This is a genomic window from Thalassomonas actiniarum, from assembly GCF_000948975.2.
GTDB classification, from domain to species: Bacteria; Pseudomonadota; Gammaproteobacteria; order Enterobacterales; family Alteromonadaceae; genus Thalassomonas; species Thalassomonas actiniarum.
Genome location: NZ_CP059735.1, coordinates 4,946,171 through 4,970,009, shown reverse-complemented (window position 1 = coordinate 4,970,009; position 23,839 = coordinate 4,946,171). Strand labels below are relative to the sequence as shown.

The 23,839-nt window shown below is 45.2% G+C and carries 25 protein-coding genes and 1 pseudogene; 18 read left to right on the top strand and 8 right to left on the bottom strand.

Features of this window, described 5'->3' with window-relative positions:
- The first annotated feature begins 219 nt into the window (after nucleotides 1–219).
- From SG35_RS21760 to SG35_RS21750, 3 genes are all read left to right on the top strand, one after another.
- Nucleotides 220–399 carry a hypothetical protein gene (locus SG35_RS21760; RefSeq protein ID WP_152646551.1) on the top strand — a complete coding sequence of 60 codons (180 nt, stop codon included), beginning with the start codon at nucleotides 220–222 and terminating at the stop codon, nucleotides 397–399.
- A 129-nt stretch (nucleotides 400–528) separates the two neighbouring features.
- Complete coding sequence (locus tag SG35_RS21755) at nucleotides 529–1,893, top strand: MBL fold metallo-hydrolase (protein ID WP_044832058.1); 1,365 nt, start codon at nucleotides 529–531, stop codon at nucleotides 1,891–1,893.
- Nucleotides 1,894–2,057: 164 nt separating this feature from the next.
- The gene (locus SG35_RS21750) at nucleotides 2,058–2,237 is read left to right on the top strand and encodes a hypothetical protein (protein ID WP_044832059.1); all 180 of its coding nucleotides are present in this window, start codon (nucleotides 2,058–2,060) and stop codon (nucleotides 2,235–2,237) included.
- A 114-nt stretch (nucleotides 2,238–2,351) separates the two neighbouring features.
- On the opposite strand, the gene SG35_RS21745 is transcribed toward SG35_RS21750, so the two are convergent.
- Both SG35_RS21745 and SG35_RS32040 read right to left on the bottom strand, forming a co-directional pair.
- On the bottom strand, nucleotides 2,352–2,516 hold the full coding sequence (locus tag SG35_RS21745; protein ID WP_160298254.1) for a hypothetical protein: 165 nt from the start codon (nucleotides 2,514–2,516) through the stop codon (nucleotides 2,352–2,354).
- A 173-nt stretch (nucleotides 2,517–2,689) separates the two neighbouring features.
- A pseudogene (locus tag SG35_RS32040) lies at nucleotides 2,690–2,809 on the bottom strand (helix-turn-helix domain-containing protein); the annotation flags it as partial.
- Between the two features lie 529 nt (nucleotides 2,810–3,338).
- Here SG35_RS32040 and SG35_RS21740 point away from each other — a divergent pair.
- On the top strand, nucleotides 3,339–3,542 hold the full coding sequence (locus SG35_RS21740; RefSeq protein WP_044832061.1) for a hypothetical protein: 204 nt from the start codon (nucleotides 3,339–3,341) through the stop codon (nucleotides 3,540–3,542).
- A 25-nt stretch (nucleotides 3,543–3,567) separates the two neighbouring features.
- On the opposite strand, the gene SG35_RS21735 is transcribed toward SG35_RS21740, so the two are convergent.
- From SG35_RS21735 to SG35_RS21725, 3 genes are all read right to left on the bottom strand, one after another.
- The gene (locus SG35_RS21735; protein WP_044832062.1) at nucleotides 3,568–4,323 is read right to left on the bottom strand and encodes a hypothetical protein; all 756 of its coding nucleotides are present in this window, start codon (nucleotides 4,321–4,323) and stop codon (nucleotides 3,568–3,570) included.
- A gap of 217 nt (nucleotides 4,324–4,540) precedes the next feature.
- A complete protein-coding gene (locus SG35_RS21730) occupies nucleotides 4,541–4,879 on the bottom strand; it encodes a hypothetical protein (RefSeq protein ID WP_044832063.1) in 339 nt (112 codons plus the stop codon).
- A 687-nt stretch (nucleotides 4,880–5,566) separates the two neighbouring features.
- Nucleotides 5,567–5,740, bottom strand: coding sequence for a hypothetical protein (locus tag SG35_RS21725; RefSeq protein ID WP_160298255.1), 174 nt, complete (start codon nucleotides 5,738–5,740; stop codon nucleotides 5,567–5,569).
- A 333-nt stretch (nucleotides 5,741–6,073) separates the two neighbouring features.
- On the opposite strand from SG35_RS21725, the gene SG35_RS21720 reads away from it, so the two are divergent.
- The 3 genes from SG35_RS21720 to SG35_RS21710 all read left to right on the top strand — a co-directional run bounded on the left by SG35_RS21720 (nucleotide 6,074) and on the right by SG35_RS21710 (nucleotide 7,290).
- Complete coding sequence (locus tag SG35_RS21720; RefSeq protein ID WP_053042924.1) at nucleotides 6,074–6,448, top strand: helix-turn-helix domain-containing protein; 375 nt, start codon at nucleotides 6,074–6,076, stop codon at nucleotides 6,446–6,448.
- On the top strand, nucleotides 6,426–6,581 hold the full coding sequence (locus SG35_RS21715; protein ID WP_160298256.1) for a hypothetical protein: 156 nt from the start codon (nucleotides 6,426–6,428) through the stop codon (nucleotides 6,579–6,581). The genes SG35_RS21720 and SG35_RS21715 overlap by 23 nt, the downstream gene beginning before the upstream one ends.
- Nucleotides 6,582–6,669: 88 nt before the next feature.
- Entirely contained in the window at nucleotides 6,670–7,290 is a 621-nt protein-coding gene (locus SG35_RS21710; RefSeq protein ID WP_044832064.1) for a hypothetical protein, read from the top strand.
- 168 nt (nucleotides 7,291–7,458) lie between these two features.
- On the opposite strand, the gene SG35_RS21705 is transcribed toward SG35_RS21710, so the two are convergent.
- Complete coding sequence (locus tag SG35_RS21705; RefSeq protein WP_044832065.1) at nucleotides 7,459–8,532, bottom strand: type 1 glutamine amidotransferase domain-containing protein; 1,074 nt, start codon at nucleotides 8,530–8,532, stop codon at nucleotides 7,459–7,461.
- Nucleotides 8,533–8,752: 220 nt separating this feature from the next.
- Here SG35_RS21705 and SG35_RS21700 point away from each other — a divergent pair, with 220 nt between their 5' ends.
- From SG35_RS21700 to SG35_RS21675, 6 genes are all read left to right on the top strand, one after another.
- The gene (locus SG35_RS21700) at nucleotides 8,753–9,484 is read left to right on the top strand and encodes a LamG domain-containing protein (RefSeq protein WP_044832066.1); all 732 of its coding nucleotides are present in this window, start codon (nucleotides 8,753–8,755) and stop codon (nucleotides 9,482–9,484) included.
- A gap of 154 nt (nucleotides 9,485–9,638) precedes the next feature.
- On the top strand, nucleotides 9,639–10,376 hold the full coding sequence (locus tag SG35_RS21695; RefSeq protein ID WP_044832067.1) for a hypothetical protein: 738 nt from the start codon (nucleotides 9,639–9,641) through the stop codon (nucleotides 10,374–10,376).
- Nucleotides 10,377–10,541: 165 nt separating this feature from the next.
- The gene (locus tag SG35_RS21690; RefSeq protein ID WP_053042925.1) at nucleotides 10,542–11,009 is read left to right on the top strand and encodes a helix-turn-helix domain-containing protein; all 468 of its coding nucleotides are present in this window, start codon (nucleotides 10,542–10,544) and stop codon (nucleotides 11,007–11,009) included.
- Nucleotides 11,010–11,442: 433 nt separating this feature from the next.
- Nucleotides 11,443–12,234 carry a hypothetical protein gene (locus SG35_RS21685; protein WP_044832068.1) on the top strand — a complete coding sequence of 264 codons (792 nt, stop codon included), beginning with the start codon at nucleotides 11,443–11,445 and terminating at the stop codon, nucleotides 12,232–12,234.
- Between the two features lie 166 nt (nucleotides 12,235–12,400).
- Nucleotides 12,401–12,904 (top strand): GNAT family N-acetyltransferase, encoded by a 504-nt coding sequence (locus SG35_RS21680; RefSeq protein ID WP_044832069.1) that lies wholly within the window; start codon nucleotides 12,401–12,403, stop codon nucleotides 12,902–12,904.
- Nucleotides 12,905–13,002: 98 nt separating this feature from the next.
- A complete protein-coding gene (locus SG35_RS21675) occupies nucleotides 13,003–13,437 on the top strand; it encodes a GNAT family N-acetyltransferase (RefSeq protein ID WP_160298257.1) in 435 nt (144 codons plus the stop codon).
- Nucleotides 13,438–13,562: 125 nt separating this feature from the next.
- Here SG35_RS21675 and SG35_RS21670 read toward each other — a convergent pair whose 3' ends face one another.
- Both SG35_RS21670 and SG35_RS21665 read right to left on the bottom strand, forming a co-directional pair.
- Nucleotides 13,563–14,552 (bottom strand): GGDEF domain-containing protein, encoded by a 990-nt coding sequence (locus SG35_RS21670; protein ID WP_053042926.1) that lies wholly within the window; start codon nucleotides 14,550–14,552, stop codon nucleotides 13,563–13,565.
- 318 nt (nucleotides 14,553–14,870) lie between these two features.
- Nucleotides 14,871–15,344: a CYTH domain-containing protein gene (locus tag SG35_RS21665; protein ID WP_044832072.1), complete on the bottom strand. Its 474-nt coding sequence runs from the start codon at nucleotides 15,342–15,344 to the stop codon at nucleotides 14,871–14,873.
- Between the two features lie 190 nt (nucleotides 15,345–15,534).
- Here SG35_RS21665 and SG35_RS21660 point away from each other — a divergent pair, with 190 nt between their 5' ends.
- From SG35_RS21660 to SG35_RS21640, 5 genes are all read left to right on the top strand, one after another.
- Nucleotides 15,535–19,677: a hypothetical protein gene (locus SG35_RS21660; RefSeq protein ID WP_236702556.1), complete on the top strand. Its 4,143-nt coding sequence runs from the start codon at nucleotides 15,535–15,537 to the stop codon at nucleotides 19,675–19,677.
- Between the two features lie 17 nt (nucleotides 19,678–19,694).
- Complete coding sequence (locus tag SG35_RS21655) at nucleotides 19,695–20,825, top strand: saccharopine dehydrogenase family protein (RefSeq protein WP_044832073.1); 1,131 nt, start codon at nucleotides 19,695–19,697, stop codon at nucleotides 20,823–20,825.
- Between the two features lies 1 nt (nucleotide 20,826).
- Nucleotides 20,827–21,303 carry a DUF2269 family protein gene (locus SG35_RS21650; protein WP_044832074.1) on the top strand — a complete coding sequence of 159 codons (477 nt, stop codon included), beginning with the start codon at nucleotides 20,827–20,829 and terminating at the stop codon, nucleotides 21,301–21,303.
- A gap of 22 nt (nucleotides 21,304–21,325) precedes the next feature.
- Nucleotides 21,326–21,712 (top strand): DoxX-like family protein, encoded by a 387-nt coding sequence (locus SG35_RS21645; RefSeq protein ID WP_044832075.1) that lies wholly within the window; start codon nucleotides 21,326–21,328, stop codon nucleotides 21,710–21,712.
- Nucleotides 21,713–21,941: 229 nt separating this feature from the next.
- Nucleotides 21,942–23,780, top strand: a complete 1,839-nt coding sequence (locus SG35_RS21640; RefSeq protein ID WP_053042927.1) for a hypothetical protein — start codon at nucleotides 21,942–21,944, stop codon at nucleotides 23,778–23,780.
- Nucleotides 23,781–23,839: the final 59 nt, after the last annotated feature.

Below are 23,839 nucleotides of genomic sequence, written 5' to 3'. Positions count from 1 at the left end.
ATTGAGTATGCGTACGCCGATAAAGTTTTATGTAAAATTGCCAGCTGACCTATTCTGCCCCAGAGTTTACGCTGTCTAGAGATTTGACTGATGGTAAATTTAGAGGACATTACACAATAAGATCGCTTGTCGACATGCCTGTCATTATGTGGAAGAAAAAGCTCGTTGAATGGGCTGATGTACATGTTATCCATATCAATCAATATAACAAGGTAAAAAATGATGTTTAGTGTAATGGAGCTTCGGGTGATAAGAACATCTGTTAAAAAAACAATGGAAGAGCTGATAAAACGTAAAGGTATTTTAGATCCTGAATCTGATGATGCTGTTGAAATTACTAATGATCTTATGATGTATCAAAATATCATTGAAAAAATAAATGACAGGGAAGAGGTTTAGCTCTAAAAAAAGATGGCACCGGAGGTAAACTCATCACAGCTTTAAGCGCAGGTGGATAGCTGACTCGCTCAGATATTCAGTTGCCGCTGCCCTTACCTGAATCGATGAATTAGAAGAAGGGAGAAATCTATGTCTCAATTTATTTACGGGAATAAACCTGAAACCGTTATTCGAGCTTCTGCACGTTCACGTGCCCGCCGAGTAAACCATGTCCTCCTCGGTTCAATATTGAAGGTTGTTAGCACTGAAGGCGATTGGCTGGAAGTGGACTCCCTGGGCAAAGGGGATTCTGGATGGGTGCATAAAGATGATGTCAGAAGCACTCCTATTCTCAAGACCTTCTTTGTTGATGTGGGACAGGGAGATGGTGCCATCGTCGAGTCGCCGGAAGGTATCATGTTGGTTGATGGTGGTCCGAATTCCAACTTATTTAAATTCATGAAGCGCCGTTACCGCCGCATTCTAAGATCGGGCCAGCAACTCGAAATTAAGGCCATGGTGGTCAGCCACCCTGACTATGATCACTACAACGGCCTGACCGCTATATTGAAAGATTCCCGGTTTAAAGTCGGCACGATCTACCATAACGGCATCATTCGTTATGATGACGACAATTTGCCATCGGGTACGGAATTCGACCTTGGTAAACTACGGCGTAAGAATGTCAATGGCATAAGCAGGCCCGTTCTTACGGAAACGTTCGACACTTTGAGCCAGGCAAAAACACTCGTAGATGGCGGTCACTTGGCGCCAGCCTTTCGAAGATTCTGGCAAGCTGCCCTCGACGCAAAGCAAGATGGGCACCTTGGTAAGGCGAAAAGGATAACTATCAGGGACGAGAATCTTCCTGGATATGCACAAGATGACGATGACAAGCTCTTTGTCTCGGTGCTGGGGCCGTTACCTACCAAGATGTCAGGGAGTGTGGAGTATGTTGCGTTTCCCGATGCCCATGATATCGCCGATGCTGATCCGAGGCCGAGCTCTTCACACACTCGAAACGGTCACTCGATCGTCCTGAAGCTTAAATTCGGCCAACACACTATTCTCCTTGGCGGCGATTTGAATATTCCTGCTCAACAGCATCTGATGGAGCATTATGGCAGCGACAACCCTTTTCGAGTGGACGTTGCCAAGGCCTGTCATCACGGTTCGTCAGATTTTCACGTTGAATTCCTGAAAAAGATATTGCCTCAAGTAAACATCTTCTCATCAGGAGATAACAAGTCTTTCGATCATCCCATGGCCGATGCCGTCGGAGCTGTCGCTCGTCACACCAGAGGCTCTCATCCACTTCTATTCTCAACAGAACTCGCGCGAGCCACTTCAGGGAGCAAAACCCACTACGGTTTGATCAACCTGCGTAGCAACGGAGACGTTCTGGTAATGGCACAGATGAAAGAGCAGCACAAAAACAAGGCGGATATTTGGGATTCCTTCACGGTTCCCTGGCCGGGAAAGTTTGCGAAAGAAATTAAGGAGTCCGAATCTTGAACTTTTGTCAGAAGAGCATGGGCAGTCTAATACTGATCACGATCAAACTTTGAATGCTGTAACCTAAAAATAACTTAACTGTTACATTTTGTTTCATAATTTATTCAGGCATTCGCTAAGTCGATGTTTTACTAATAAGAAAATTAAATAATAAGGATATAAAAATGAAACTTTCACTGAACAAGAATAAGCTTAAAAATCTTTCAAAAGACAATAGTGCCCTGCCTGTAGAAATGACCCCACAAGTTGGGGGAGCGGGTGGCGTTACTAGGTTCTCTGGTGGTAAAGGCCCTGATCTGGCGACGTGTTATGTGGTGTTACCTAGTGAGCGCGACTGTGAATAACTTTTGATTAAAATAAATTTATTTGGCAGAAGTTCAGACCAGATCTAACAGCTATCAGTTTATGATGGGTATGCTGTTAGGCTAATTTGAACTTCTACAACTTAATTTATTTCCTTATTCCAGACAATTGCTATCATAAGTTTTCAGACCATAACAGGTGTAATTAATAACAGATCTGGGCTCAATTCCACCACCCACTAAAAGCGTTACTTCTTTGGGTAAATTTTTATGGTCTTTAGAAAGGTTTTTAAGTTTCTGTTTATTTAATTTAAGCTTCATTTTTATATCCTTATTTTTCAATACCATCCATAGTTTAATGAGTTTTATCCTTTCATAAAAAATACAGAATATCAATGAAAAGTGGCTTCCTTTAGTTGGGCACATAACAGTACTTCATGAGTGTTGAGCAAACTAAAAATACCAGGCGGGATAAATTGTTCTTAGGCTGCTTGTTATAGCTCAGCAATGCGCACAATAGTTTCAGGATTTCGCTGTACTCGCTTTAGCAGAGTAACGGCTAGCCTATTTGGAACGCTAGGCCCTTGCTCCCAGTTTTCCAACGTGCGTGAAGCTTATCTTCTTTGCTATGCAGGTACCAAGTTTTGATTGCGCTGTAAGAAGTGCTGTTCTGTTGAAGAAGATTAGGCTGGTTAACTAATCTTGTCAGGGCAAAGCTGACCGCTTTGAAACAGTTTATTATGGTATGTTACTTATTAAGAAAGTGGTATTTAATTAAAGTTATTTGCAGAATCTTTTTCGATGTTATTTATTGAATGTTGCCAGACAATAAAGCAAGAGTAGTGTAATTAAAATAAATATCACAAATAGGGAGTAAATTCGTCAATTTGAATATTGGATAAACAAAGCTGAGTATGCTTTACTTTGAGCCAGTAGTAGTTGCTTCAAAGTTAGTATTACTATTTGGTATGCGGTTAATAACATTAAATTTTCGCCATTATTTGTGGACTTGGTGATATTGACTTGTAGAAGAGCTCTTGTTCTTGCTAATGTATATTAAATAGTTATAATTACATCGTCTTAACAAATGGCAATTAAAGGTTAACGACAGCTAAAACTACAAAAAAGGAAGGACACTATCTCATGAAGAGAATTCAAACCCCGATAAAAGCACTGTTCTGTGCTCTAGCCTTTACTGGCGTGGCGACTGCAATTGATTTTAGTGATGAACAATCTGTGGAAGGGCAAGTAATTGTAGGTAATGGTGGTGCTGGATGGACCCCCGTCAGACCGAGTGATGAACCTACAATTCTTGAAAAGTTTTTGTCGGCGATAGGGGCGGCGTAGTTTGAATATAAGTTGAAGTGATAGCTTATTCGGTTCTCACTTCATTATTTTCAGGCTGTGTTAGTTCTAAATAAGGACAGTTAATTACATTAGCTATCTTTTTGTGGAAAAACCTTTCATTGGTTAGTACATCACATCCGCCCAGGCTTTTAAGGTGCTTTTTAGCAAGCAAAAAATCTTGCTGTTCTTTTTTAATAAAATAGCCAATAGCATAAGCATTTATCCTCTCTCGTAAGATCATTTTATGGATGGATATATCTTTTAATTGTTTAAGCTCTTTTTGAGCTAGCTGCTGGCTTTTAGTGCTTAGTTCTTCCGCTTTTTTTAGGTGTAAAAATGCTTTTTCTATGTGGGAGTAATTTGACTCCATGTCTGCGAGTATTATAAAGATTCTTGCTAGATGCCAGTTCCATGCAATTTGAGTAACCAAATTGACTTTATCTAGTGCTAAGTTTTTATAGGGAGGTAAAGCATCATGAATGTGATCACGTATATATCTAACATTGCTCGTTTTATAACCATTTAAATTAGATACCTTATTCCATCTATTAGCTAACTCTTCTATTATTGGGTGAAGCTCGTGGAATTTATTATATTGCTCTGACCTTTCGGGGTAAAAATATTCATTAAAGGATTGGTCTATTTTGGCTTGCCAAATTAAATAACTCATCAAGAGTAAAAAGATTGGGCCGGAAATCATTAAGAATTTCCGACCAGGGATGGTGAATTGAATAAAGCCTAAGTTGATAGTGACAGTGCTATTGCTATTGTTTTGTGACACTTAATATTCCTTCTGAGTTGAATGAAAAGCAGAAAACAAAAGATCAACCATATGACAAACTATTGTGGTATGTAATATGAAATTTTTGTTTGGTTTGTTCAATAAAATTGAATGATTTGTGGTTTTGAAGCCCAACTAAGTTGGGCTTTTATCGTTTTACCATGCATACTAAGGCTTAGTTAAGACTAGTTATTTGAGGGAATTACTTTAGAGTACGTCAGTGTTGCTCTCTTATATGCTCCTGCAGTTTTTGTATCCTTTCATCGAAGTCTACCACCTGCTCTTTTATCCAAAGGCTATAACGGTTAAAACCGTAAACGGTATAGCCGTCTATTCTGGGTTGTTCGCTGGCAATAGCGGCGAAGGCTTCACAGAGAAAGGCGCAGTCTGAACTGAAGGTGTGAAAGTCATTGGCCAGGGCTAATACTTCAGCGGAAATAGCCTTTTGCTCAACATTTTTTATGTCACATTCTGTTTGAACCTTTGCTGCGTCTTTTTTTGAACTTTGCTCTTCGCTAAAAGAGCTGGGGGCGGGGTTATTTTTAGAGGTATTCATAAGACCAGCTCCTGTATCAGGCTTACCGGACAAAAATAATCAGGTCTAATAAACGGGGGTTGGCAAGGTGAGTGTTGAAACTCTGTTGTTAAAAGATTTGTTAATAAAACTTTAGCCGTGCGAAACTCTGGCTTATCATTACTCTTAGCCATAATTGATACCTGTTTTATCGGTTGTGGTTAGCTTCTCCTGGGTGTGTCCGCACTCAGGGGGAGCGCCTAGTTGTTCATGAACTTTTTATCTGTTCATCATATTTCTTTAAATCCTCTTTTATGTTGGTTGAAAGCCGGTAGTGATTACACACTAAGTAATAGTACAAAATACTAGATAAATCCACAGTAATTGGCACCTTTACAAAGAAGTTTGTTATGAAGCAGGCAAAGGGTTGGACTCACTTTTTTCTGCCTTCATATCTAACCTGGCAGGGTAGGTAATACGGCTCAGGCTTAAATAATAAAGCTAATTACCGCGCCGGGAATCTTGGGGCGATTAATATTTTATCTGTTGTGGGTCAGTATACTGGGACGGTTGTAATATTTCTTTGCATACGCAAAAAAATTAAATTCATTCCCGGCAGAGGCTATTCACCAATGGCTTTTTTTACCGGGTTTGTGTTTTTGCTTTGTCTGTACATGTGCCGGGCGTGGTGACGGGAAGGGGTTAGCTATGGTAAAGCGTTTTCCTGCCTTAACTGCTTGGCTCTTTATCTTGAGAAGGTAGCAGATTACGGGCTTCAAGCGCTTCAGCAATCAGCGTGCGGGCAATCCAAGCAACGGTTCGATCATCTTTCTTTGCTAAGTCATTAAGAATGCTGTGTATTTCAGACTCAACCCTGACAGTTACTACTGCGTCTTTTTTCATATTTATTCACTGTTTTAGATAAATGGTATTTGGGCTGGAACAGCAATTTGCCCATTAGCTAATGTATACAATGATTTCATTTTGCTTGACTCTCAATGATTTCTTTGAAATCATTGAAATCATTGTTGAGTGCCCCATTAAAAAATAAGGCAGATTAAGGCACGGTTAGTGTTGTCTGTTTCCGTAATAAAGGGGCTTATTCAACGATTACCGTGTGTGAAAGCTTGTTGGCTTTTCTTTTGTTTACGGCAATTAAAACAGTTGGTTGTGTTAGTGCTCAGCATTGGCTGCAGCTAATAAAGACGGAATGAAATAAAAAGATTAGGGATTGAGATGTTTGTAAGATTTATCACCGGAGACGATTTAAGGCGGGCACGTTTATCAGTTAACTTCTCGACCAAAGAGATGGCCCGTAAGCTTGGGGTCAGCCGGATAACGCTGGAAAATTGGGAGAATGAAATAAGTCAGCCAAAAATCAACCAGGCCTTGGAATTTCTGACTTATGCACGCTTGAATGTACAGCCGTTGCTACAACAGCTTGAGGCGCTAAAAGAGTTGTTCGACAGCTGCCAGGACGGCGATAGCAATAAGCCGAATCTTTACCGGGCTTCCAAAAAGAAGAACCACCTGCAACAGGCAAAACCATTAACTGACGACACAATAACTAAGGAGCTAAACCATGCTAATGAAAACATTGACTGCAGCTGAACTTGTCCGGGTAACCGGCGCAAGCTCGGGACAAAAAGGGGATGATCCCAAAATACAGAGCACGCCGCTGCAACCGGCCGGGGCTGTACCGGGAAAGACTTTAAGCCAGAGCAATCAGGAACTTACCCCTTAAGTAATCACTTTAACAGCCCGAATGCCTTAGCGGTTAAGCGGGGCAAGGGCTGTCAGGGAACACAGGGAAATTAAAGGAACAGGAATAAATGTTTAAATTTGCAGTTATTATCATCGGTGTTTGTTATGCCATCTTCAGTAAAAATCACCAGCATGTCTATATCATGATGGATGTTTCCTTGCTGCTGATAATGCTGATGAACCGGCATAATATTAACGTGGTACATTTATGCGCGGCACTGTTGGCGGTTTATCTGGGAGAAATGCTGGTATTTGAATACTTTATTGATACCACCAGCGACACCCTGAGCGCCATGTGGGTGAATGCCATTATCTTTTCGGTGCATTTGCTGGTAGACGTGCTGTTGTTCTTTTTGGTGGTATTCAGGGCTCCTGTTACCCGCTGCCTTTTGGCGGCGCGGGAGCAGCCTTATGATCATATCTTTATTTATAATGCCGAGTTTGCCCTCAGCAGTTTATTTGTGGTGTTTATGGCGGTAGATTTGCTGGCGCTGGGGGAAAATTTTATTCGTCACCTGGACGAGTTAGGTTTCAGCGGGGAAAGCGCGCGGTTTTTTAGCGGCTGGAACTGGCTATATCATCAATATGAAAATATTAAGTTTGTCCTGCTGGGCATGACTTTTTTGCTGATATGGATGATGACTTATCCCATCGGGCAGGATGAGTATCAAAAGGCTCCGTTGAATTAAATAACTTACCGAGCTGATCAGAAGGGGTGCAGCCTCTTCCGCTTAACCCGGCAATCATGAAATAAACGGGGAGTGCCTAAACAGGTCTTTGCAAATAAGCCAAAGCACAAGACAAGCAAGCTGTTCCTGTGCTTTGGCAGCAGAGTGACCTGAGAGTTTGTATAAACTTTAATTCAACAATTTCAGTTGATTGGCCAGGCTTAACAGGTCAATGCCTTTACCTATGTCGAACTGCATAAATGCCAGAATACTGTGCATCACAATGAGCAGACGTTGATAAGCGTATGGCTTATGTTTCAGCTCATTCAGTGCCGCATCAAAGCCGTTTGCATCATAGGTCATTAACAGTTCAATAGCATGCTCTTCAGGGGTACGTGCTCTGGTTTTAGGCTGATAGCCCAGTTCGGCGACGACTTTTTCAGCAAGCCCCCATACAGACCAGGGGTTTTGGCCTGTGATCAGTTTGCCGTCCTGGGTGACTTTTTCTAAATAGGTGGTGCCTGCCTGAAACTCAGCGCCTTGTTCAATCAATTTATCTTCAAGCAGGAAGGGAAAAATCTCTTTCGCATCGGGAATTAATAACAATTCTTCATCGTTGGTAAAGCCGCTGACTTGCTTGTTTGCCAGCAGCATTTCGCCATTGTCTAATTCAACGTTAACCAGTGCGGCAGGTCCGTGACACACGGCGCTGACTACTTTGTTGTTTTGATACAGGGTTTTGGCAATCTCCTGCACATGGGGGTTGTCCGGAAAATCAAACATAGTGCCTTTGCCGCCGACAAAATATACCGCCTCATAATCGTTCGGGTTCACGTCTGCCAGGGCGATAGAATTTGCCACTTTCTGTTGGATAGCGCCGTCATTTAAAAAAGCATAATCATATGCGCCCATGTCTTCGCCGTCGATGACTACCGGCGGTTTACCGCCTTTTGGACTGGCAATATCGACGTCAAAGCCATTGGCAATAAACACCCAGTAGGCACGGGCCAGTTCGGTATGTTCATAACCTGTCTCTTTGTCTTGTCCCATTTTGTCGGTACTGGTTACCACGGCTAAGATTTTGCCTCTGTTTGCTGGAATGTTTTCGGTAACATAGGGTAAGTCGCTTACTTGTGTGGTTTTTAATGCTACAAAATGGGCTTTTTCGGGTAATAAACTTTTTACCCAAGACTTGGCACCAAATGTTAAGCCGGCTCCAAGGATGACTAAGGTTACTAAGGTAACTGTTATTTTCTTAAGCATGAGTATGATTCCTTTTCATTTCGTTGAAGCCAGAATAAAAAGCCGCCTGTGAAATGAATGTGAAACGCTGCGCCTGCGGAAAAATAAAAAGTAAAAATTGATAGCCGTCAAAGGCGGGGGGATTGCTTTATTAGCCTGGTTTTAATTGTTGAGTTCGGCTAGTAAGGCTGTTTTGCTTTTGCTATAAAGGTAAGGCTTTCATAAATAAAAGGAAATTATTATGTATAAAAAGTTATTATCCCCTGTTGTTGTCTTGGCGCTGGCTTCGCCTTGCGCTTTTGCCGAAGTTGAATTGCTGGCGCATTTCGAACTGAATGGCAATGCCCAAGACTCAAGCGGTAATGTAGCCGACGGGCAAATTTTCGGTAATGTTACTGCTGTGCAGGACAGGTGCGATAACCCAAACGGTGCCATGTATTTTGACGGCAATAGCAGTTATATCAAAGTAACGGACGGCACCTTCTTAACGCCGCGAAAAGCAGCAACCGTGTGTTTGCGGGCAAATGTATTGGAGCCCTACAGAATCAATAAACATCATGTTTTAGTGTCAAAATATAAGTCGGATTCAAGTTATCAAACAGGCTTTACTATTTTGGTGGACAATGCTGATAATTTAAGAATGTGGTCTAAGGGGAAAAATTTAACCGAACTGAGCGATTTTCCGGATATGTTAGACTTTAACGATTACGGCAACTGGAATCACTTTTGTTTAGTCGACGATAATAGCAATATCACCACTTATGTGAATGGTTATCCGTATGATGTTAAAACCTCTCCGGATGATGTTTATGCCGACACATCCATCCCCCTGCTTATCGGCGCTTCTCATAGCGGTAACGGCCAGCCGTCAAGTCACTCTTTTGCCACGGCGTATATTGACGATGTCAGAATTTATGCCGACCCGCTTACGAGTAATCAGGTGAAAAACATAGCGTTTGAAGCTTGCCCTTAACCGGCGATATGAGAGCTGGGCAGGATTGTCATCAAGCTGCTTACCGTTTAGGTTTTATACTAACGCTGGTGAAATAATTGCTTTATTTCACATCGATTTCACATCATTGGCACTACCCTTAACCCTCTTTTAAAGTGAAGTTAAGGGAAGTGCTATGTCTCAAAAATATGGCTGGATCTCAGCCTGTATTGGTTGTGTTATTAATGTACACGCAGCTGAAAAGCCAATAACAGCGCCAACAGTAATCGAACAAAAGGTTATTCAAGCTATCAAGGATATAGCCGATGCACCCCGTAAAGAATGGGCGGTGCAAATATCGCACTTTGAGAATGAAGAGGGCGATATCACCAGTAGCATAGAGGCTTACACTCCCAATGAAGATAGAAGTAAGCAATGGACCTTATTACGTATTAACGACCAGATACCGAGCAAGAAACAACTTAAAAAATTTGCCAGGAAGAAACAGCAAGATGCTGATAATAAAGCGAAAGGTCAAAGTTACAGCATTAACCTTAAAACGTTAATTAAGCAAGAAAGCCTTCAACTGTTGAATGAGAACAGCAGCCATGCCCGGCTAGGTTTTCAGGTTCATATGGAAAAGCTGGGAGACGACGCTGAAGGAAAGTTGGCAGGCAGCTTGTCGTATAGCAAACAGCACCAATATATTGAAACAATAACCATAGTCAATAACGCTGAATTTTCGCCTATGTTCAGTGCCACTATTTCAGAGTTAATGCTTTCTCTTCATTTTATTAAGCTTAATGAGGCGGTATTGCCGCAGCAGATTGAAATGCGTATGAAGGGCAGCTTTGCCTATTTTACCGAAATAGATGAAGTGTCAACGACTACCTATTCTGATTATCGGCATAGCGGAAAGCTATTGAGCGAATAGTTAAGTCTTCTTGTTTACACTTAGGTTTAAAATGGCTGGATTAGTCCTCAATGGTCAAATAAAGCTATAAACCCCTGACTGTCGGGTAAATGTCGTGCTAAATTCGTACCCGACACCAAAGAAATTAATGAATACTTGTGATTCTTAAGTGCAGAGGAAAATTTAATGATTCTTAAAGAATTACGTATCAGCCGTCATCTTTCGCAAGAACAACTGGCGCAAATGTCCGGCTTGAATGTTAGAACCATTCAGCGCATTGAAAGCGGGAAAAATGCCAGTTTAGAGTCTCTTAAATGTCTTGCTTCTGCACTTAATGTTGATGTATCAACCCTGAGTCAGGAGAAATTTGTGATAAATAAAAATTCAGAGCATTGGAAAAACTTACCCCTTTGGTTGAAAGTCTGGTTTGCTTTCAACTTTCTCCAGTTTCGCTCCAGGAGGGAAACGGCGGTTCGAATTGAACTTGTATCGCATGTTAGCGGCTTTATTTTTTGCTGTTTGGGTCTTGTCAGTGAAGCTGCGCTTGTTGGTGGCTTAATGATGCTCACGACCGGCTATTTGTTTCACTTGCTAAAATGGCAGGGGGATAAGTACGGTATTTGGTTTGAAGGGGAACCGGCCAAGGGCAGCTGATAAGTGACTGCGGCCGCTTCGACGCTAAATGGTGGCTGCAATCCTTAAAGTGCTCTGAGGCTGTGCCAATAGTACTTTTACTTAAAATTAGATATATGTTCAGCCCGGCGGCGTACCGCCAACTATAAAAAACAACTTCACGCTTGTCACTTGATATTACTGAGCTTTTACCTTGGTAATGCTCCCCTGTCGATTGGGTTAATTGGGTTATAAACCGTAAACACCTGCGTTAAAAAATTGAACCGGTTGCTCTTTGCCGGATGTCCGCTATTTCTTTGCATGAATGCTTCCCGCATAAAACAGCTAAGTCATGAAAGCCTGGTGAGATAAAAGCCGTGCCGGCTGCACCATTATTAATAAACATTGAGATAGGAGACGATAAAAAAAACTGTATGGATGCCCTAATACGCTTAGTACCATCAGGAGAACGACTATGCCAAATCAACCTAAGAAACCAGCTCCTAAGGGAGCTAAACGCAATCCCGAAAAATTTACCAATCCTGCCGCGAATATCGGCATGGATGCCGGGGAATTTGACCTGCAACTTGCACTGGACAAATACTCTACCGCTGCTTTGCAGCTGGAGGCGGTTTCCTCACTTATGGATAAGTTTTTTCTCAGCCAGATCATGATCTTGCCGACACCGCATGAAGATCCCGCCGTAGAAGAAGAAACCCACCAGTTGTTTAATGACGCCATGGAGCGGTTGATCGGCTGGGGCCGGCAGCTGGGGGAATATATCCAGCGCGATGTCGGAAAAAACCCGCTAAACGATGAAGCCAAGGTGGAGGCCCTCAGGGTTAAAAACTTTCTCGACGTATTTGCAGAAACCGCAGGCGAGCTGGCACGGGATATCCTGGAGCCTGATAATACCGTGGGTGTCGAACAAGGGGCCATTCGCGCTCCCTTTGTCCATTTTCCACCGGTTGGCCACCACCATGAGCATTCCTTTAGCAATGCGGTGGAGTGCGGCGGATGTGCCGTGGTGATCAAGGAGTTTCGCGGTCTTAAACTGTATCGGGTGAAGAAAATTATCACCCGGGTCATTGAGCCATGGACCAGCCGTCAACGCATTATTAATAAGGAAGTTTGGGTGCTTGAATGGAGACACGCCCAGTATATCAAGACTATCACCGTTAAGTGCTGTTGCGAGCACCCGGTTACTGAGGTCAGCCACACTGAAGTTGTTGATAAAGGACTCAGTTGTTTCTGGAGAAATTACTGATAGCCAGCTCAAGGTGATGCTTTATCATACCTGAAAGACTAAGTCGGTTTACCTGTAGATCGGCTTTTTTATTAGTGCCGTCGATCATTGGTATTTCTTTTCTTTATCTGATTAATTAACATGAATCGTCATATTTTAAAGAAGAACAGGTCTCCTGGAGGGAGCATTGGATATATTCAAGACTGGCAGACTGACCATCAGAGCAGTATCAAGCAGCGATCTTGATAAATTATCACCGATATTATCTGACGAAACCACGATGAAATACACCGCAACCGGGGCACAGACTCATGAACAAATGATAGCGTTTGTTCAAAATTGTGCTCGCCAATACCGTGAGAATGGTTTTGGTCATTGGGCTATTTTTCTTACAGCAACAAATGAATTGGTTGGGCTTTGCGGCCTGAACCGGCATCAAATCGATGCAGAAGAATATGTTCATGTGAATTATCGTTTAGGCAGCCAATATCTGGGAAAGGGTTTGGCGACGGAAGCGGTAAATGGGGTTATGGATTATTGTGCAACGTCATTGAACATTAACGATTTGTCAGCAATCATCGAACCTTCCAATATCAATTCTATTAAGGTTATCGAGCGGTTAGGCTTTAAATTGATCAAACAAACCATGTTTAAAAATTTAAATGTGAATATTTATCAAATAAGTGTGTGATTTGAGATCAGACAAACGCATAAACCGTAATTTTTCAGGTTTGACAACTTTTCGAAAGCGGCAATAAAATGCCTGATTTACCCTGTTTTAAGGCCAACATGAATCTGAGATTTGAAGCCGCAACTGCGGAGAATAAATGTTTTTTCTGGGAGCACTATGTTGCTGCCATGCAGCCTCATATAGAGAAAATATGGGGATGGGATTTACAGTGGCAGCAGAATGATTTCGATGACAGATGGTCATCCTGTACCAATCAACTGCTTGTTTTAGAGGATACACCCGTTGGTTATATTCAAAGCCAAGATCTGTCTGATAGCCGGTACATTATGATGTTTATTCTCATGCCCGAATACCGCAATAAAGGGGTTGGCAAAAAAGTATTAAGAAAATTACGCTCTGATTGTCGAAAGCCTTATATTCGCTTAAGGGTATTTGAAAGCAATCAGCAAGCATTGAAGTTTTATCTTGACCAGGGTTATGAACTGCTTGAAAGGGAAGAGTCATTTTATCTCTTACAGCAAGCCGTTACCTAAGCGGCTATGGCATTTATGTTTTATTTTCGGCGCTTTATTTTCGGCGCTTTCGCTCTCACATGTCGCAAGGTTTAGCGCTTCACCTCTGAATTATTTTTCCGGCATAGGTAATTATTGCCGTCAATTCAAACTGCCGGGTTTGTCCTGACCTGATCCCGGCCATTTTCTTTGGCCTGATAAAGGGCAGTATCTGCCCGGGCAATAATTTCATCAATGCAGTTATCGGTTCTGGTAAATACGCTGATGCCTATGCTGACGGTAAATTCACATGGGCTGTTCATCGTACCCACTTGCAGGTCGCGGCAATGGCTGTTGATGCGCTGCGCCGATATTCGTGCCTGCTCCAGGGTACTGTCGGGTAAAAAGAGAATGAATTCTTCGCCGCCGTAACGGCCGACACTGTCAATATTGCGGATATTGCCGGTCAGGCAGCGGGAAAAACATTTGATGACTTCATCGCCGGTGGCATGGCCAAAGTTGTCGTTAATCTTTTTGAAATGATCTATGTCCAGCATCATCACGGCAAAAGTGCCGCCGCTGCGCTTAACCCGGTTAAATTCGGTTTCCATAATCTCAAAGATATGACGGCGGTTGGGAATATTGGTAAGGGAGTCGGTATGGGCCAGGGTTTCCAGCTGGGTCTTTAAGTTGTCGACATTGGTGGCAAAATAGAAGAACATGATGAAAATAATGGTGGAGGTCACGCATAAATTCAGGGTGAAGAATAAGATGCTAAGCCCGTAGGTGTCGACACTGCCTGCCAGGAAAATATTGGAATCTATGATGCCGCCGGCAATAATCAAGGCCAGGTAAAAGATAAACCAGCGCAAGGTAGTGAAGCGGTTTTGAAAAGTAAAGCCGACCAGAATCGATAGTATCGACCAGATGATCACCGCACCGCTGGGAATAAACCCCCCCAGGGATATTTGAAACAAAAACGGCAGTAAGACGCTGATGGCCATTTGAATAATACGGACCACTTCAAACTTTTTTGAAAAATAGAGGTAGGTAAAATTAACGATAGTGATCAGGGTGTAGCCGTAGGGGATCAATGACTGCCAAACTAACCCTGAAAAAAATGACAGGGTGCCCCACAGCAACCCCCCCAATCCCATCAGTGCCCCGGTGTAAATTAAAAATCCATGCCCAACTTTTTCCCTTTCAGTGTTTTCTGGAACATTTCCTATGGTTCCCAATATTTGGAGATAATTGCGTATAGATTTTATCGGCATCAGCACCTCTAATAGCTTACCGGATCACTCACAGGAACTGTGTAGCAATATGAAAACCGCAGATCAGCGGGTGAGATTTTTTATCTGTTTCTGTGTTTATACCATGACTAATTTGCGGGTTATTATACCCGCAAAAGCCTGTTGTGGGGAAATGGCTTTGTTATTTCGGGTCAATTGGGTGTAACTTGTTTAAAGTATTCGCTATTCCCAGCTGGCATAGGGGCGGCGCATCAATACCGAGTTATAATATCGGGTCTGGCCGGTGACTTCTTGTGCCAGCCAAAGGGGTTTGTCGAAGCTTTCGTTTTCATTTGTTAATTCAACTTCGGCGACCACCAGCCCCTGGTTTTCACCGTAAAATTCATCCACTTCAAAGGTGTGTTTCCCTTGGGGAACCAGGTAGCGGGTTTTGTCGATCATCCCGGGTTCACACAAGGCGAGTAAAGCCCTGGCCTCATCAAGGGGGATTTCTTTTTCCCATTCATAACGGCTGGCGCCGGACTCGCTGCTTATGCCCTTGACGGTTAAATAGCCCTTATTTCCTTTAGTGCGCACCCTTACCGTACGCTCCGGCGCTGAGTTTAAATATCCCTGGGTGATACGGACTTGTTCGCTGGCATCGTTTTTATATTGCTCATTTTTGACTAAAAACTTTCTTTCGATTTCTATTGCCATTATTTGGGTCGCCTGGAAAGGAGAAAACAGACATTATACGGGGGATTTTATCAATACCAAGCCCGGTGCAAAGTAAAAGCAAACCAGGCATAAGTGGCTTTGATATAAAGTAATTGATTTATAAGAAATATCAAAGGAAAAACAGTGAGAACTAGGTTAAGCTTAGGAAAAAAATAACAGGGGTAGCCAAGTGAGCAGAGCTTTTCATTCTCGCGGTATTTTTTCATTATTTTTCTTATGTTTTATGCTGTTTACCGGCATATCTTCACTTTCGGCCAATGACACCATTCCCGAGTCTTTATCTCCCTGGGGGCCCTGGGTATTAAAAGGCAGTGAAGCCCTTAAATGTCCTTTTATCAATCGTTCAGATTTTACCGGTTTAGGCAACCATGTTTGTGCCTGGCCGGGCGCCTTAACCCTGGATGCCGGTGAGCAAGAGGCCGGTTTCGAGCAAAGCTGGCAGGTACTGAGCAAAACCCTGGTGCCTTTACCCGGCGATGATGAAAACTGGCCGTTACGGGTGAGGGTAAACGATAGAAAATTACCTGTGATTAAACATAACGGCAGGCCGGTGATTGAGCTGGAGCCGGGAAATTATTTGATCAAAGGACAGTTTAGCTGGCAGCAGCTGCCTGAAAGTCTTGCCGTTCCCGGATTATATGCCCAGGTAGCATTAACGGTGAATGCTCAGGCGGTGGTTTTTCCCCGGCTGGAAAATAATGAGCTATGGCTGAGGCAACTGGATATCCGCCAGGAAAAACAAGACAGTTTGGATATCACCGTGGCGCGCCGTATTACCGACGGTGCCTATCTCAAGCTGGAGACTTATATCAGTATCCGGGTTTCCGGTAAAATGCGCGAGGTGAAATTAGGCAAGGTACTGCCGGAAGGTTTTGAACTTACCGGCATTCGCAGCAAGGCTGCTGCTTTTTTAGATGCCCGGGGAATATTGCATGCCAAATTACAGCCCGGCAGCTGGGAGATTTTGGTTGACGGTTATGCCCGCCCTGAGCTGTTAACCTGGCAAAAGCCGGCTCAGAATTTTGAATTAAGCCCGGGGCATAGCTATCACTGGCCCAAAGATGAAATTTGGGTGTTTCAGGGGCAGGAGAATTTACGGCTGGGCAAACTTACCGGGGCGCAAATGGTTGATACCCGCCAGGGCATTATGCCGCAGTCCTGGTATGAGTTACCCGGTTACCTGATGCAAAACGGCGATGCCCTCAGTTACGAGGTTCAGCACCGCGGCAAACCGCTACATTTGGAAAGCCGCCTGAATTTAACCCGCCAGTTATGGCTGGCTTTTGACAATGCCAGTTATAACTTCAGCGATCAGATCACAGGTTACATGATCACCGACTGGCGTTTGAGCATGCCGGGGCCTTTTCTGCTGGAGTCGGCGGAAGATCAGGACGGCCCGGTATTGATCACCACCCGCCAGGCAGGAGAGCGGGGTGTGGAGAACCGTTATCCCCGGGTAGATATTCAGGGGCGGGGCAGCACCCAAGCCAGGGGCCAGCTAGCCGTGACCGGCTGGGACAGTGATTTTGAGCAGGTTGATTTAACCTTGAACCTGCCGCCGTCAAACCTGCTGTTTGCGGTTTTTGGCGCCGACTATGTGTCATCGAGCTGGTGGAGCAACTGGTCTATCTGGGCGAGTTTTATCTTGCTGCTGTCGGCGATCCTTGCTGCCCGGCTGGTGAACATCAGCGCCGGTATTACCACTGCCTTGATGCTGTTGGCTATATACCAGGAGGCTCATGCGCCGGTGATTGCCATTATCAATTTATTGCTGGCGCTGGCGATAAAAAAATATCAGCCGTTTGAGCGCCTGCAGTCCCTGGTGAAAACCTATTGGGCCTTGAGCGTGGCCCTTATTGCCGGCACCTTGTTATTTTTCTGTGCCGTTCAGTTACGTATTGTGCTGCACCCCCAGCTGGATCCGGGCAATACTGCCGGCAGAATAATGAAGGTCGAGCAAAATTTAGTACTCGAACACGAGCTGGCGGAGCAAAAACAAGCGGATGACGGCAGAAAATATAAGGCAATGCGACGCCCGCAGGAGCCGATGCAAGGGGAAATGCTGGATATGGCAGATGTGGAGAGAATGTCGGTCACCGCCAGCAAGGTCAAATCAGCGGATTTGTTGATGGAAAGGTACCAGTCGGATGCCCTGATGCAGGCGGGATCCGGTATCCCCAACTGGCAGTGGCGTCGCCATCAGATTAACTGGAACAGTCCGGTGGCGAAAGAGCAGGTTTTTGACCTGATAGTGTTATCGAAAAACCAGTACCGCTTGCTGAAAGTTTTTGGCGTAGTGCTGAGTTTGCTGTGGTTATATCTGGTGCTAAAAGATGTTGTCCGCATCAAACCCGGGAGCTTGCAGCCAAAAGCCGCCGCCGCTTTGCTGGCCTTTTTTATGCTGACTCCCGGCTATTCCCCCGAGCTGGCGGCCGAGTCGTTTCCTGATCAGGTATTGCTGGCCCAGCTAAAAGCCCGCCTCAGTGAAGCACCGCTATGCGCCCCAAATTGTGCCGTGATCAGCCACTTGCAGGTAGATGCACAGGCTAAGGCGCTGACACTGCAACTGACCGTCGATGCCGGTGCTAACACGGCATTGGCTTTACCGCGCTCGGAGTTCTGGCGGCCACAAACCGCTGAGGTTAACGGAAAAGCGGTTACTGCCTTGATTAAGCGTCAGGACTGGATTTATCTGCCGGTACAACAGGGCATCACCAATATCCGTTTGAGCGGCCAGCTGGCGCCGGTAGAAGTATTTCAGCTGGAATTTAAAGAGAAAGCACAAAGGGTTGAACTGTTACCCTCATCCGACTGGGAAATTGTCGGTACTCAGGGCAGCCGCTTAAGTGCGAATACTTTGGAGTTTCTTGCCAGGGCGCCGGTAGCGTCAGGCGTGGAGCAAACTTCGTCGCGTTATAGCAAGCAGCCGCTGGTGAAAGTTATCCGGGAAGTATCCCTGGATAAGGTCTGGCGTGTCAGCACCCGCGTTGAGCGTATTGCCCCGAGCCAGGGCTCGATTACCGTTTGGGTGCCGACCTTGCAGGGAGAGCGTATCAGCAGCGATGATATCGTGCTTGATAACCAAAGCGGTGAAAGCCGGGTGCAGGTGAGCATAGCTTCCGGACAGCAGGACTTTAGCTGGCATTCTATTTTAGAGCAGCAGGAAAACATCAGCTTTAATGCCCGCAGCAATAACCGGGTGATAGAGCAGTGGCAGGTGATGGTCAGCCCGTCATGGCATACGGAATTTTCCGGCTTACCGGTAATTTTGCAGGATCAGGATCATGACGATTATTTCCGCTATGCCTTCTACCCTTATGCCGGTGAAACCTTAAACCTTAGCACGACACGCCCGGAGGCAGTCGCCGGTGATGTACTGGCCATTGACAGGGTAGAGTACAGTATTGATCAGGGCAGCCGCACCGCAACATTAAATTTGACCTTTGATTACCGCAGCACCCGCGGCGGTGAGCATGTGTTAACCTTGCCGGAAAATTACCGGCTAAAAGAAATCAGTAGCGACGGCAAAATCATGAATCTGCAGGGAGAAGGGGGTAAGCTCACCCTGCCGGTTTTCCCCGGCAAGCACAGGGTGAACATACGGATGCGATCGGCAAGTGAAGAAACTTTCATGATGACCTCGCCCGCCATTAACCTCAATGCCCCGGTGAGCAATGTCTCGACCAATATGAACCTAACTTCGGAGCGTTGGGTACTGTGGGCAAAAGGTCCGTTACTCGGGCCTGCGGTGCTTTATTGGGGGGAGCTGGTGGTATTTTTGCTGCTGGCGCTATTGCTTTCCCGGGTGAAGTTTTCCCCGTTAACCACCATCAGCTGGTTAGTGCTGGGCTTTGGTTTAAGTTTGAATAACTGGGGTATGCTGATGCTTATTGCCTTCTGGTTTGCTTCCCTGACGGCAAGTACCTACCGCCCTAAGGCGATGGGACGGTTATTTTTCAATTTCTCGCAACTGGGTTTATATGGCTTGTCTGTGATCGCGCTGCTCTCCCTGGTGGCGGTGGTGCCTATGAGTTTATTGGGCACACCGGATATGGGCATTAGCGGCAACTACTCTTACGGCAATTATTTATCCTGGTTTGCCGATAAAAGTGACGGGGTATTACCTGAAGTGTCGGTGATGAGTATTTCCACCTTGTTCTACAAGGGCATTATGCTCGGCTGGGTGATCTGGTTGAGTTTCGCCATCGTCGGCTGGGTGAAATGGGCCTGGAAAATGCTGGGCAGCCAGGGGTATTGGCGCAGTAAGTTAAGTAAACCTGATAAAGCATTAGCGCAAGAAAACAGTAATTGATTTTAGGAAGTTATTAAATGAAAACTGTATTGGTGCTCGGTGGTTACGGTAACTTTGGCAAGCGAATTGTTGAAAACCTGGCGGATATTGAACATATCACGATTTTAGTGGCAGGACGAAATCTGGCAAAGGCGCAAGGCTTAGCTGATAAATTGCAACCTGCTGTTGGGGCAAGGTTAAACCCCTATGTGATTGATATTAATGCCGGTGATTTTGAAGCCAGGTTAAAATTGGCGGAGGTGGATGTGGTTATCCATACCGGCGGTCCGTTTCAGGGGCAGGGACATCTGGTGCCGCAAATGTGCGCCAGGGTCGGCGCCCATTATATCGACCTGGCAGACGACCGGCGTTTTGTCTGTGATATCACCGACCTTGATGCTTTGGCTAAACAGCAGCAAGTTTTGCTGGTGAGCGGCGCAAGTTCGGTGCCCGGTTTATCTTCTGCGGTAATTGACCATTACTGCCAGCAGTTTTTTGTGATCAATAACCTGGATATCGCCATTGCCCCCGGCAATAAGGCTGAGCGGGGGGAAGCCACGGTTAAGGGGATATTATCGTATACCGGGCATGCCTTTTCTGTGTATAAAGGCGGGCTGTGGCAAGATGCCTTTGGCTGGATGGAGCCGAGAAAAAAAGACTTTGGCGATATTATCGGTAAACGCTGGCTCGCGAATGTTGATGTGCCGGACTTGGAATTATTTCCGGCGCGTTACCGGGTAACAGACAGTGTCCGTTTTCAGGCCGGACTGGAACTACCTTTTTTGCATTTGTCTATGGTTGTTATGGCTTATCTGGCTAAAAAAGGCTGGGTAAAGAACTGGTCGCCGCTGTCTAAGTCCATCGTTAAAGCGAGCAATGTCTTTATGCCTTTTGGCAGCGATAACGGCGCGATGCAGGTGTTGATCAGTGGTTTAGACCGGCAAAAGCAGCGTAAAACCATTAAATGGTCCTTATATGCTCCCGGCGGTATAGGTCCTTATATCCCGACCCTTGCTGCTATTATCCTGGCGCGAAAATTATTGCTGGAGCAAACCGCAGCAGATCCTGTGTTCGGCGCAACCCCCTGTACCGGTTTATTTTCCCTGGCCGACTTTACTCCGTATTTTGATAAACTCGGTATCTATCAAAAGGAAGACGTTTTTGGCTAGTGTGCTCGATAGTTATTTATTGCTGAAGCTTATTCATATTCTGGCGGCCGTGGTGGTGACGGGGACCGGCGCGGGCATCGCTTTTTTTATGTTTATGGCCAGTCGCAGCAATAATGTGCAGGCGATATCGGTCACCACGCAGCATGTGGTGCTGGCCGACTGGTTGTTTACCTTGCCGGCCGTGCTTATCCAGCTTGTCAGCGGCATTTTACTGATGGCCAGGCAAGGTTATTCTTTTTCCTCTCCCTGGTTTTATACGGTTATCACCTTGTTTATGGTGATTGGACTTTGCTGGTTGCCGGTATTGCGCATCCAGTACCGGCTTAGGGCGTTGGCCAGGCAGGCTGTCGGGGAGAATAAGCTATCGCCGAAATTTACAAGCCTGATGAAGGTTTGGACTTTGCTCGGCATACCTGCTTTTGCCGCCATCTTGGTAATTTTTTACCTTATGGTGTTTAAGCCCCTGCCGCTGGTTTAATTTTGTTAGAGGCAATGTAGAGATGATAAAAGCTATCAGCCAGGAGCGGTTAATGCTGGCGGCAAAAGTTTCGCTGGCTGCCTTGTGGATATTTACCGGGTTAACCTCTTTGTTTTTCTCGCCGCAAACCGGCTATCAGGTCTTGGCACAAGGCGGCATTATCGGCCTTAGCGCGGATGTCGCGGTTTATGCCGGTGCCTTGCTTGATATTGTTATTGGCCTGTGGCTGTTAACCGGTATTAAGCCCTATCTGTGCTGCCTGGTGCAGTTGGCGGTGATCCTGGTTTATTCGATATTACTGAGTTTCATCGATGCCGGTTTCTGGCTACACCCATTTGGTCCGCTGACGAAAAACCTGCCGGTAATGGTGTTGATCCTTATGGTGATGAACGGCGAAAATAAGCCATAAAATCAATTTCAAGTACTTCTTTTCCCTGAGTCCGGGCAAAGCTTGAACTCTAAAAATATTAATGTGACTATTTGTTTTTCAAAAAATTAACAGGATGTTAACTCTTTCTGTTGCAGCTTTAGCACGCCGGGTTTAGGGCCTGACGTTTTAATTGCCGAAAAAGCTCATGCTGTCGCGTAAGGCTTATCTAAAACAGGATGACTAACTCAAAGGTTCAAGGAAGCAAGTAATGAAAAATAAGTTGATGCAAAAAGCCCGTTTGTCGGCCGCTATGGCGTTAGCATGCGTTTTTAGTCAGGCTGGGCAGGCAGGTGCCGTGGTTGCTCCGGTAGAGGTAAAAGCACAAAGTGGCGTGATAAGCGAGCGCGATGTGCCGCGAAATGCTGCGGGGGTAAGGTTATTGGATTTAACCAAGCAGGCACATTTTAATCTGGTGAAATCCCGTTTATCCAGGGGTAATATCGGCGCCGAACAATATCCCTGGCTGCATAGGGCTTTGGATGAGCAAAGCGTTCAACATACCCCTGAGTCGGATTCGACCGGGCAACAAGCTCAAATACGGCAGTCGGATATTGCTGGTTTAAGCCATGCTATTTGGGCGATGAATGTCGCTGTTGATAAGGCAGACAATCAGGCTTACCTGGTGGTAAAGGCGATAAACCCGGCTGGCGGCAAAGGCGAACAAATTTATTTTGATTTAATGCTTACCGATGAAGACGGCAAACTGCTTGCCCCGGTTGAGAGCCGTTTGCAGTTTGACCCAAGCGAAAACAATGCCTTGATCGCGAAGGTTTCGCTGACACAATTAAAGTCTCGGCATCCGCAGTTGGATATGGTTTATGCCAGTTCCTGGGCGGCTGTTCAGGCCGGGGACGGTACTGTAACTTCGGCGCTAAAACTTGGTCAATATCCTTTTTCCTGGCAACATATCGAAGAGCAATATGCAGATATTGGCGGCAACAAAAAGCAACTAAAGGCACCGGAAAAGCTGTTTGAGCAAAATAATCGCGCTATCAGCAGTTACAATTTCACTCAGCAATATAACAGTCTTGCGCCGGTTGACAGCAATGGCGATGATGTGATCAAGGTGTGTTTAACCAGCGCGGATGCCGATTGTGATTATGCCGCTGATTCGCCTCCCGGTTATCTTGCCGATGTTCATATTCCGTTTAAGGGACAAATGATCGTTCCCCATGAAATCACGAGCATTTATGCCTCAGATTTAGCCCCCGGGCAAATGCCTTCCGGGATTGACGAGCAAACGGGCATTTACCTGCAGCAAGGCAGTTATAACGGAGCCCTCAACCAAAGCTATAAGACATTGGATAACCAGGAAAAAACGTTCTCTGATTATCTTGTTTTTGATGTCGACCCTGTTAACAAGCAAACGATTATTAGCTGGGATATTCCAAGAGACGAAGGCCGCTTTGGCAATGCCCTGTGGTTTTCAAATACTGCCGAAACCAACTGGCATTTTACATTTGCGGTGCAGGGGTTCCCTTATTTCAACCATGGTCGTGGGGGAAGTCCACGTAACTTCCTGTTTGGTATAGGCTCAGAAACCTCGGGGGCATATTTTAATTATTATGTGCCGACCCTGCCTAAAATGCAGCTGGGTTATCGCTGCGATGCCTTTATGCCTTCGCAAGATAGCCAAATAATGTCGCAACAGGCACAGCTACAGGCCAGCCAGACACCTGTCTATATCAATGGTGTCCGTTATCAGTTAACCAAAGCGGATTTTGTCCCTATTTACAGGCAAAGAATCGTCGATGAACAATGTGGTGTGGCCAATGTCCTGAGCGGTTATCAAGTGACACTGCCTGTGCAGGGCGATACCGGGCAGGAGCTGATTTTTGATATCAACGGCCGCTCCGATGGCAAGGTCATGAACTTAACCGCCAGCTGCGGTGATTTTCATGCCACAGATTCAGGGGATAAATATGTGATCACTAAAACCATGGTGACTAATCGCAGCTGCACCAATATGGCGTTAACTTTTGAGTTTGACGACATTAATCCACCGGCGATGATGGATATCAATCTGCAGATCTCCGAGACTTTTTAGCCTTAAGGCAGGCAAACCCGGTTCTGGTGTTGATCACTTAAAAGCCCTTTATGATAAGG

What these genes read in the sequence shown, in the direction of transcription:
- SG35_RS21755 (WP_044832058.1), top strand. Translation starts at nt 529, where the DNA reads ATGTCTCAATTTATTTACGGGAATAAACCTGAAACCGTTATTCGAGCT.
- SG35_RS21695 (WP_044832067.1), top strand. Translation starts at nt 9,639, where the DNA reads ATGTCTCAAAAATATGGCTGGATCTCAGCCTGTATTGGTTGTGTTATT.
- SG35_RS21710 (WP_044832064.1), top strand. Translation starts at nt 6,670, where the DNA reads ATGTTTAAATTTGCAGTTATTATCATCGGTGTTTGTTATGCCATCTTC.
- SG35_RS21730 (WP_044832063.1), bottom strand. Translation starts at nt 4,879, where the DNA reads ATGAATACCTCTAAAAATAACCCCGCCCCCAGCTCTTTTAGCGAAGAG.
- SG35_RS21760 (WP_152646551.1), top strand. Translation starts at nt 220, where the DNA reads ATGATGTTTAGTGTAATGGAGCTTCGGGTGATAAGAACATCTGTTAAA.
- SG35_RS21670 (WP_053042926.1), bottom strand. Translation starts at nt 14,552, where the DNA reads ATGGGATTGGGGGGGTTGCTGTGGGGCACCCTGTCATTTTTTTCAGGG.
- SG35_RS21665 (WP_044832072.1), bottom strand. Translation starts at nt 15,344, where the DNA reads ATGGCAATAGAAATCGAAAGAAAGTTTTTAGTCAAAAATGAGCAATAT.
- SG35_RS21715 (WP_160298256.1), top strand. Translation starts at nt 6,426, where the DNA reads ATGAAAACATTGACTGCAGCTGAACTTGTCCGGGTAACCGGCGCAAGC.
- SG35_RS21750 (WP_044832059.1), top strand. Translation starts at nt 2,058, where the DNA reads ATGAAACTTTCACTGAACAAGAATAAGCTTAAAAATCTTTCAAAAGAC.
- SG35_RS21640 (WP_053042927.1), top strand. Translation starts at nt 21,942, where the DNA reads ATGAAAAATAAGTTGATGCAAAAAGCCCGTTTGTCGGCCGCTATGGCG.
- SG35_RS21740 (WP_044832061.1), top strand. Translation starts at nt 3,339, where the DNA reads ATGAAGAGAATTCAAACCCCGATAAAAGCACTGTTCTGTGCTCTAGCC.
- SG35_RS21675 (WP_160298257.1), top strand. Translation starts at nt 13,003, where the DNA reads ATGAATCTGAGATTTGAAGCCGCAACTGCGGAGAATAAATGTTTTTTC.
- SG35_RS21655 (WP_044832073.1), top strand. Translation starts at nt 19,695, where the DNA reads ATGAAAACTGTATTGGTGCTCGGTGGTTACGGTAACTTTGGCAAGCGA.
- SG35_RS21685 (WP_044832068.1), top strand. Translation starts at nt 11,443, where the DNA reads ATGCCAAATCAACCTAAGAAACCAGCTCCTAAGGGAGCTAAACGCAAT.
- SG35_RS21745 (WP_160298254.1), bottom strand. Translation starts at nt 2,516, where the DNA reads ATGAAGCTTAAATTAAATAAACAGAAACTTAAAAACCTTTCTAAAGAC.
- SG35_RS21690 (WP_053042925.1), top strand. Translation starts at nt 10,542, where the DNA reads ATGATTCTTAAAGAATTACGTATCAGCCGTCATCTTTCGCAAGAACAA.
- SG35_RS21700 (WP_044832066.1), top strand. Translation starts at nt 8,753, where the DNA reads ATGTATAAAAAGTTATTATCCCCTGTTGTTGTCTTGGCGCTGGCTTCG.
- SG35_RS21725 (WP_160298255.1), bottom strand. Translation starts at nt 5,740, where the DNA reads ATGAAAAAAGACGCAGTAGTAACTGTCAGGGTTGAGTCTGAAATACAC.
- SG35_RS21705 (WP_044832065.1), bottom strand. Translation starts at nt 8,532, where the DNA reads ATGCTTAAGAAAATAACAGTTACCTTAGTAACCTTAGTCATCCTTGGA.
- SG35_RS21720 (WP_053042924.1), top strand. Translation starts at nt 6,074, where the DNA reads ATGTTTGTAAGATTTATCACCGGAGACGATTTAAGGCGGGCACGTTTA.
- SG35_RS21645 (WP_044832075.1), top strand. Translation starts at nt 21,326, where the DNA reads ATGATAAAAGCTATCAGCCAGGAGCGGTTAATGCTGGCGGCAAAAGTT.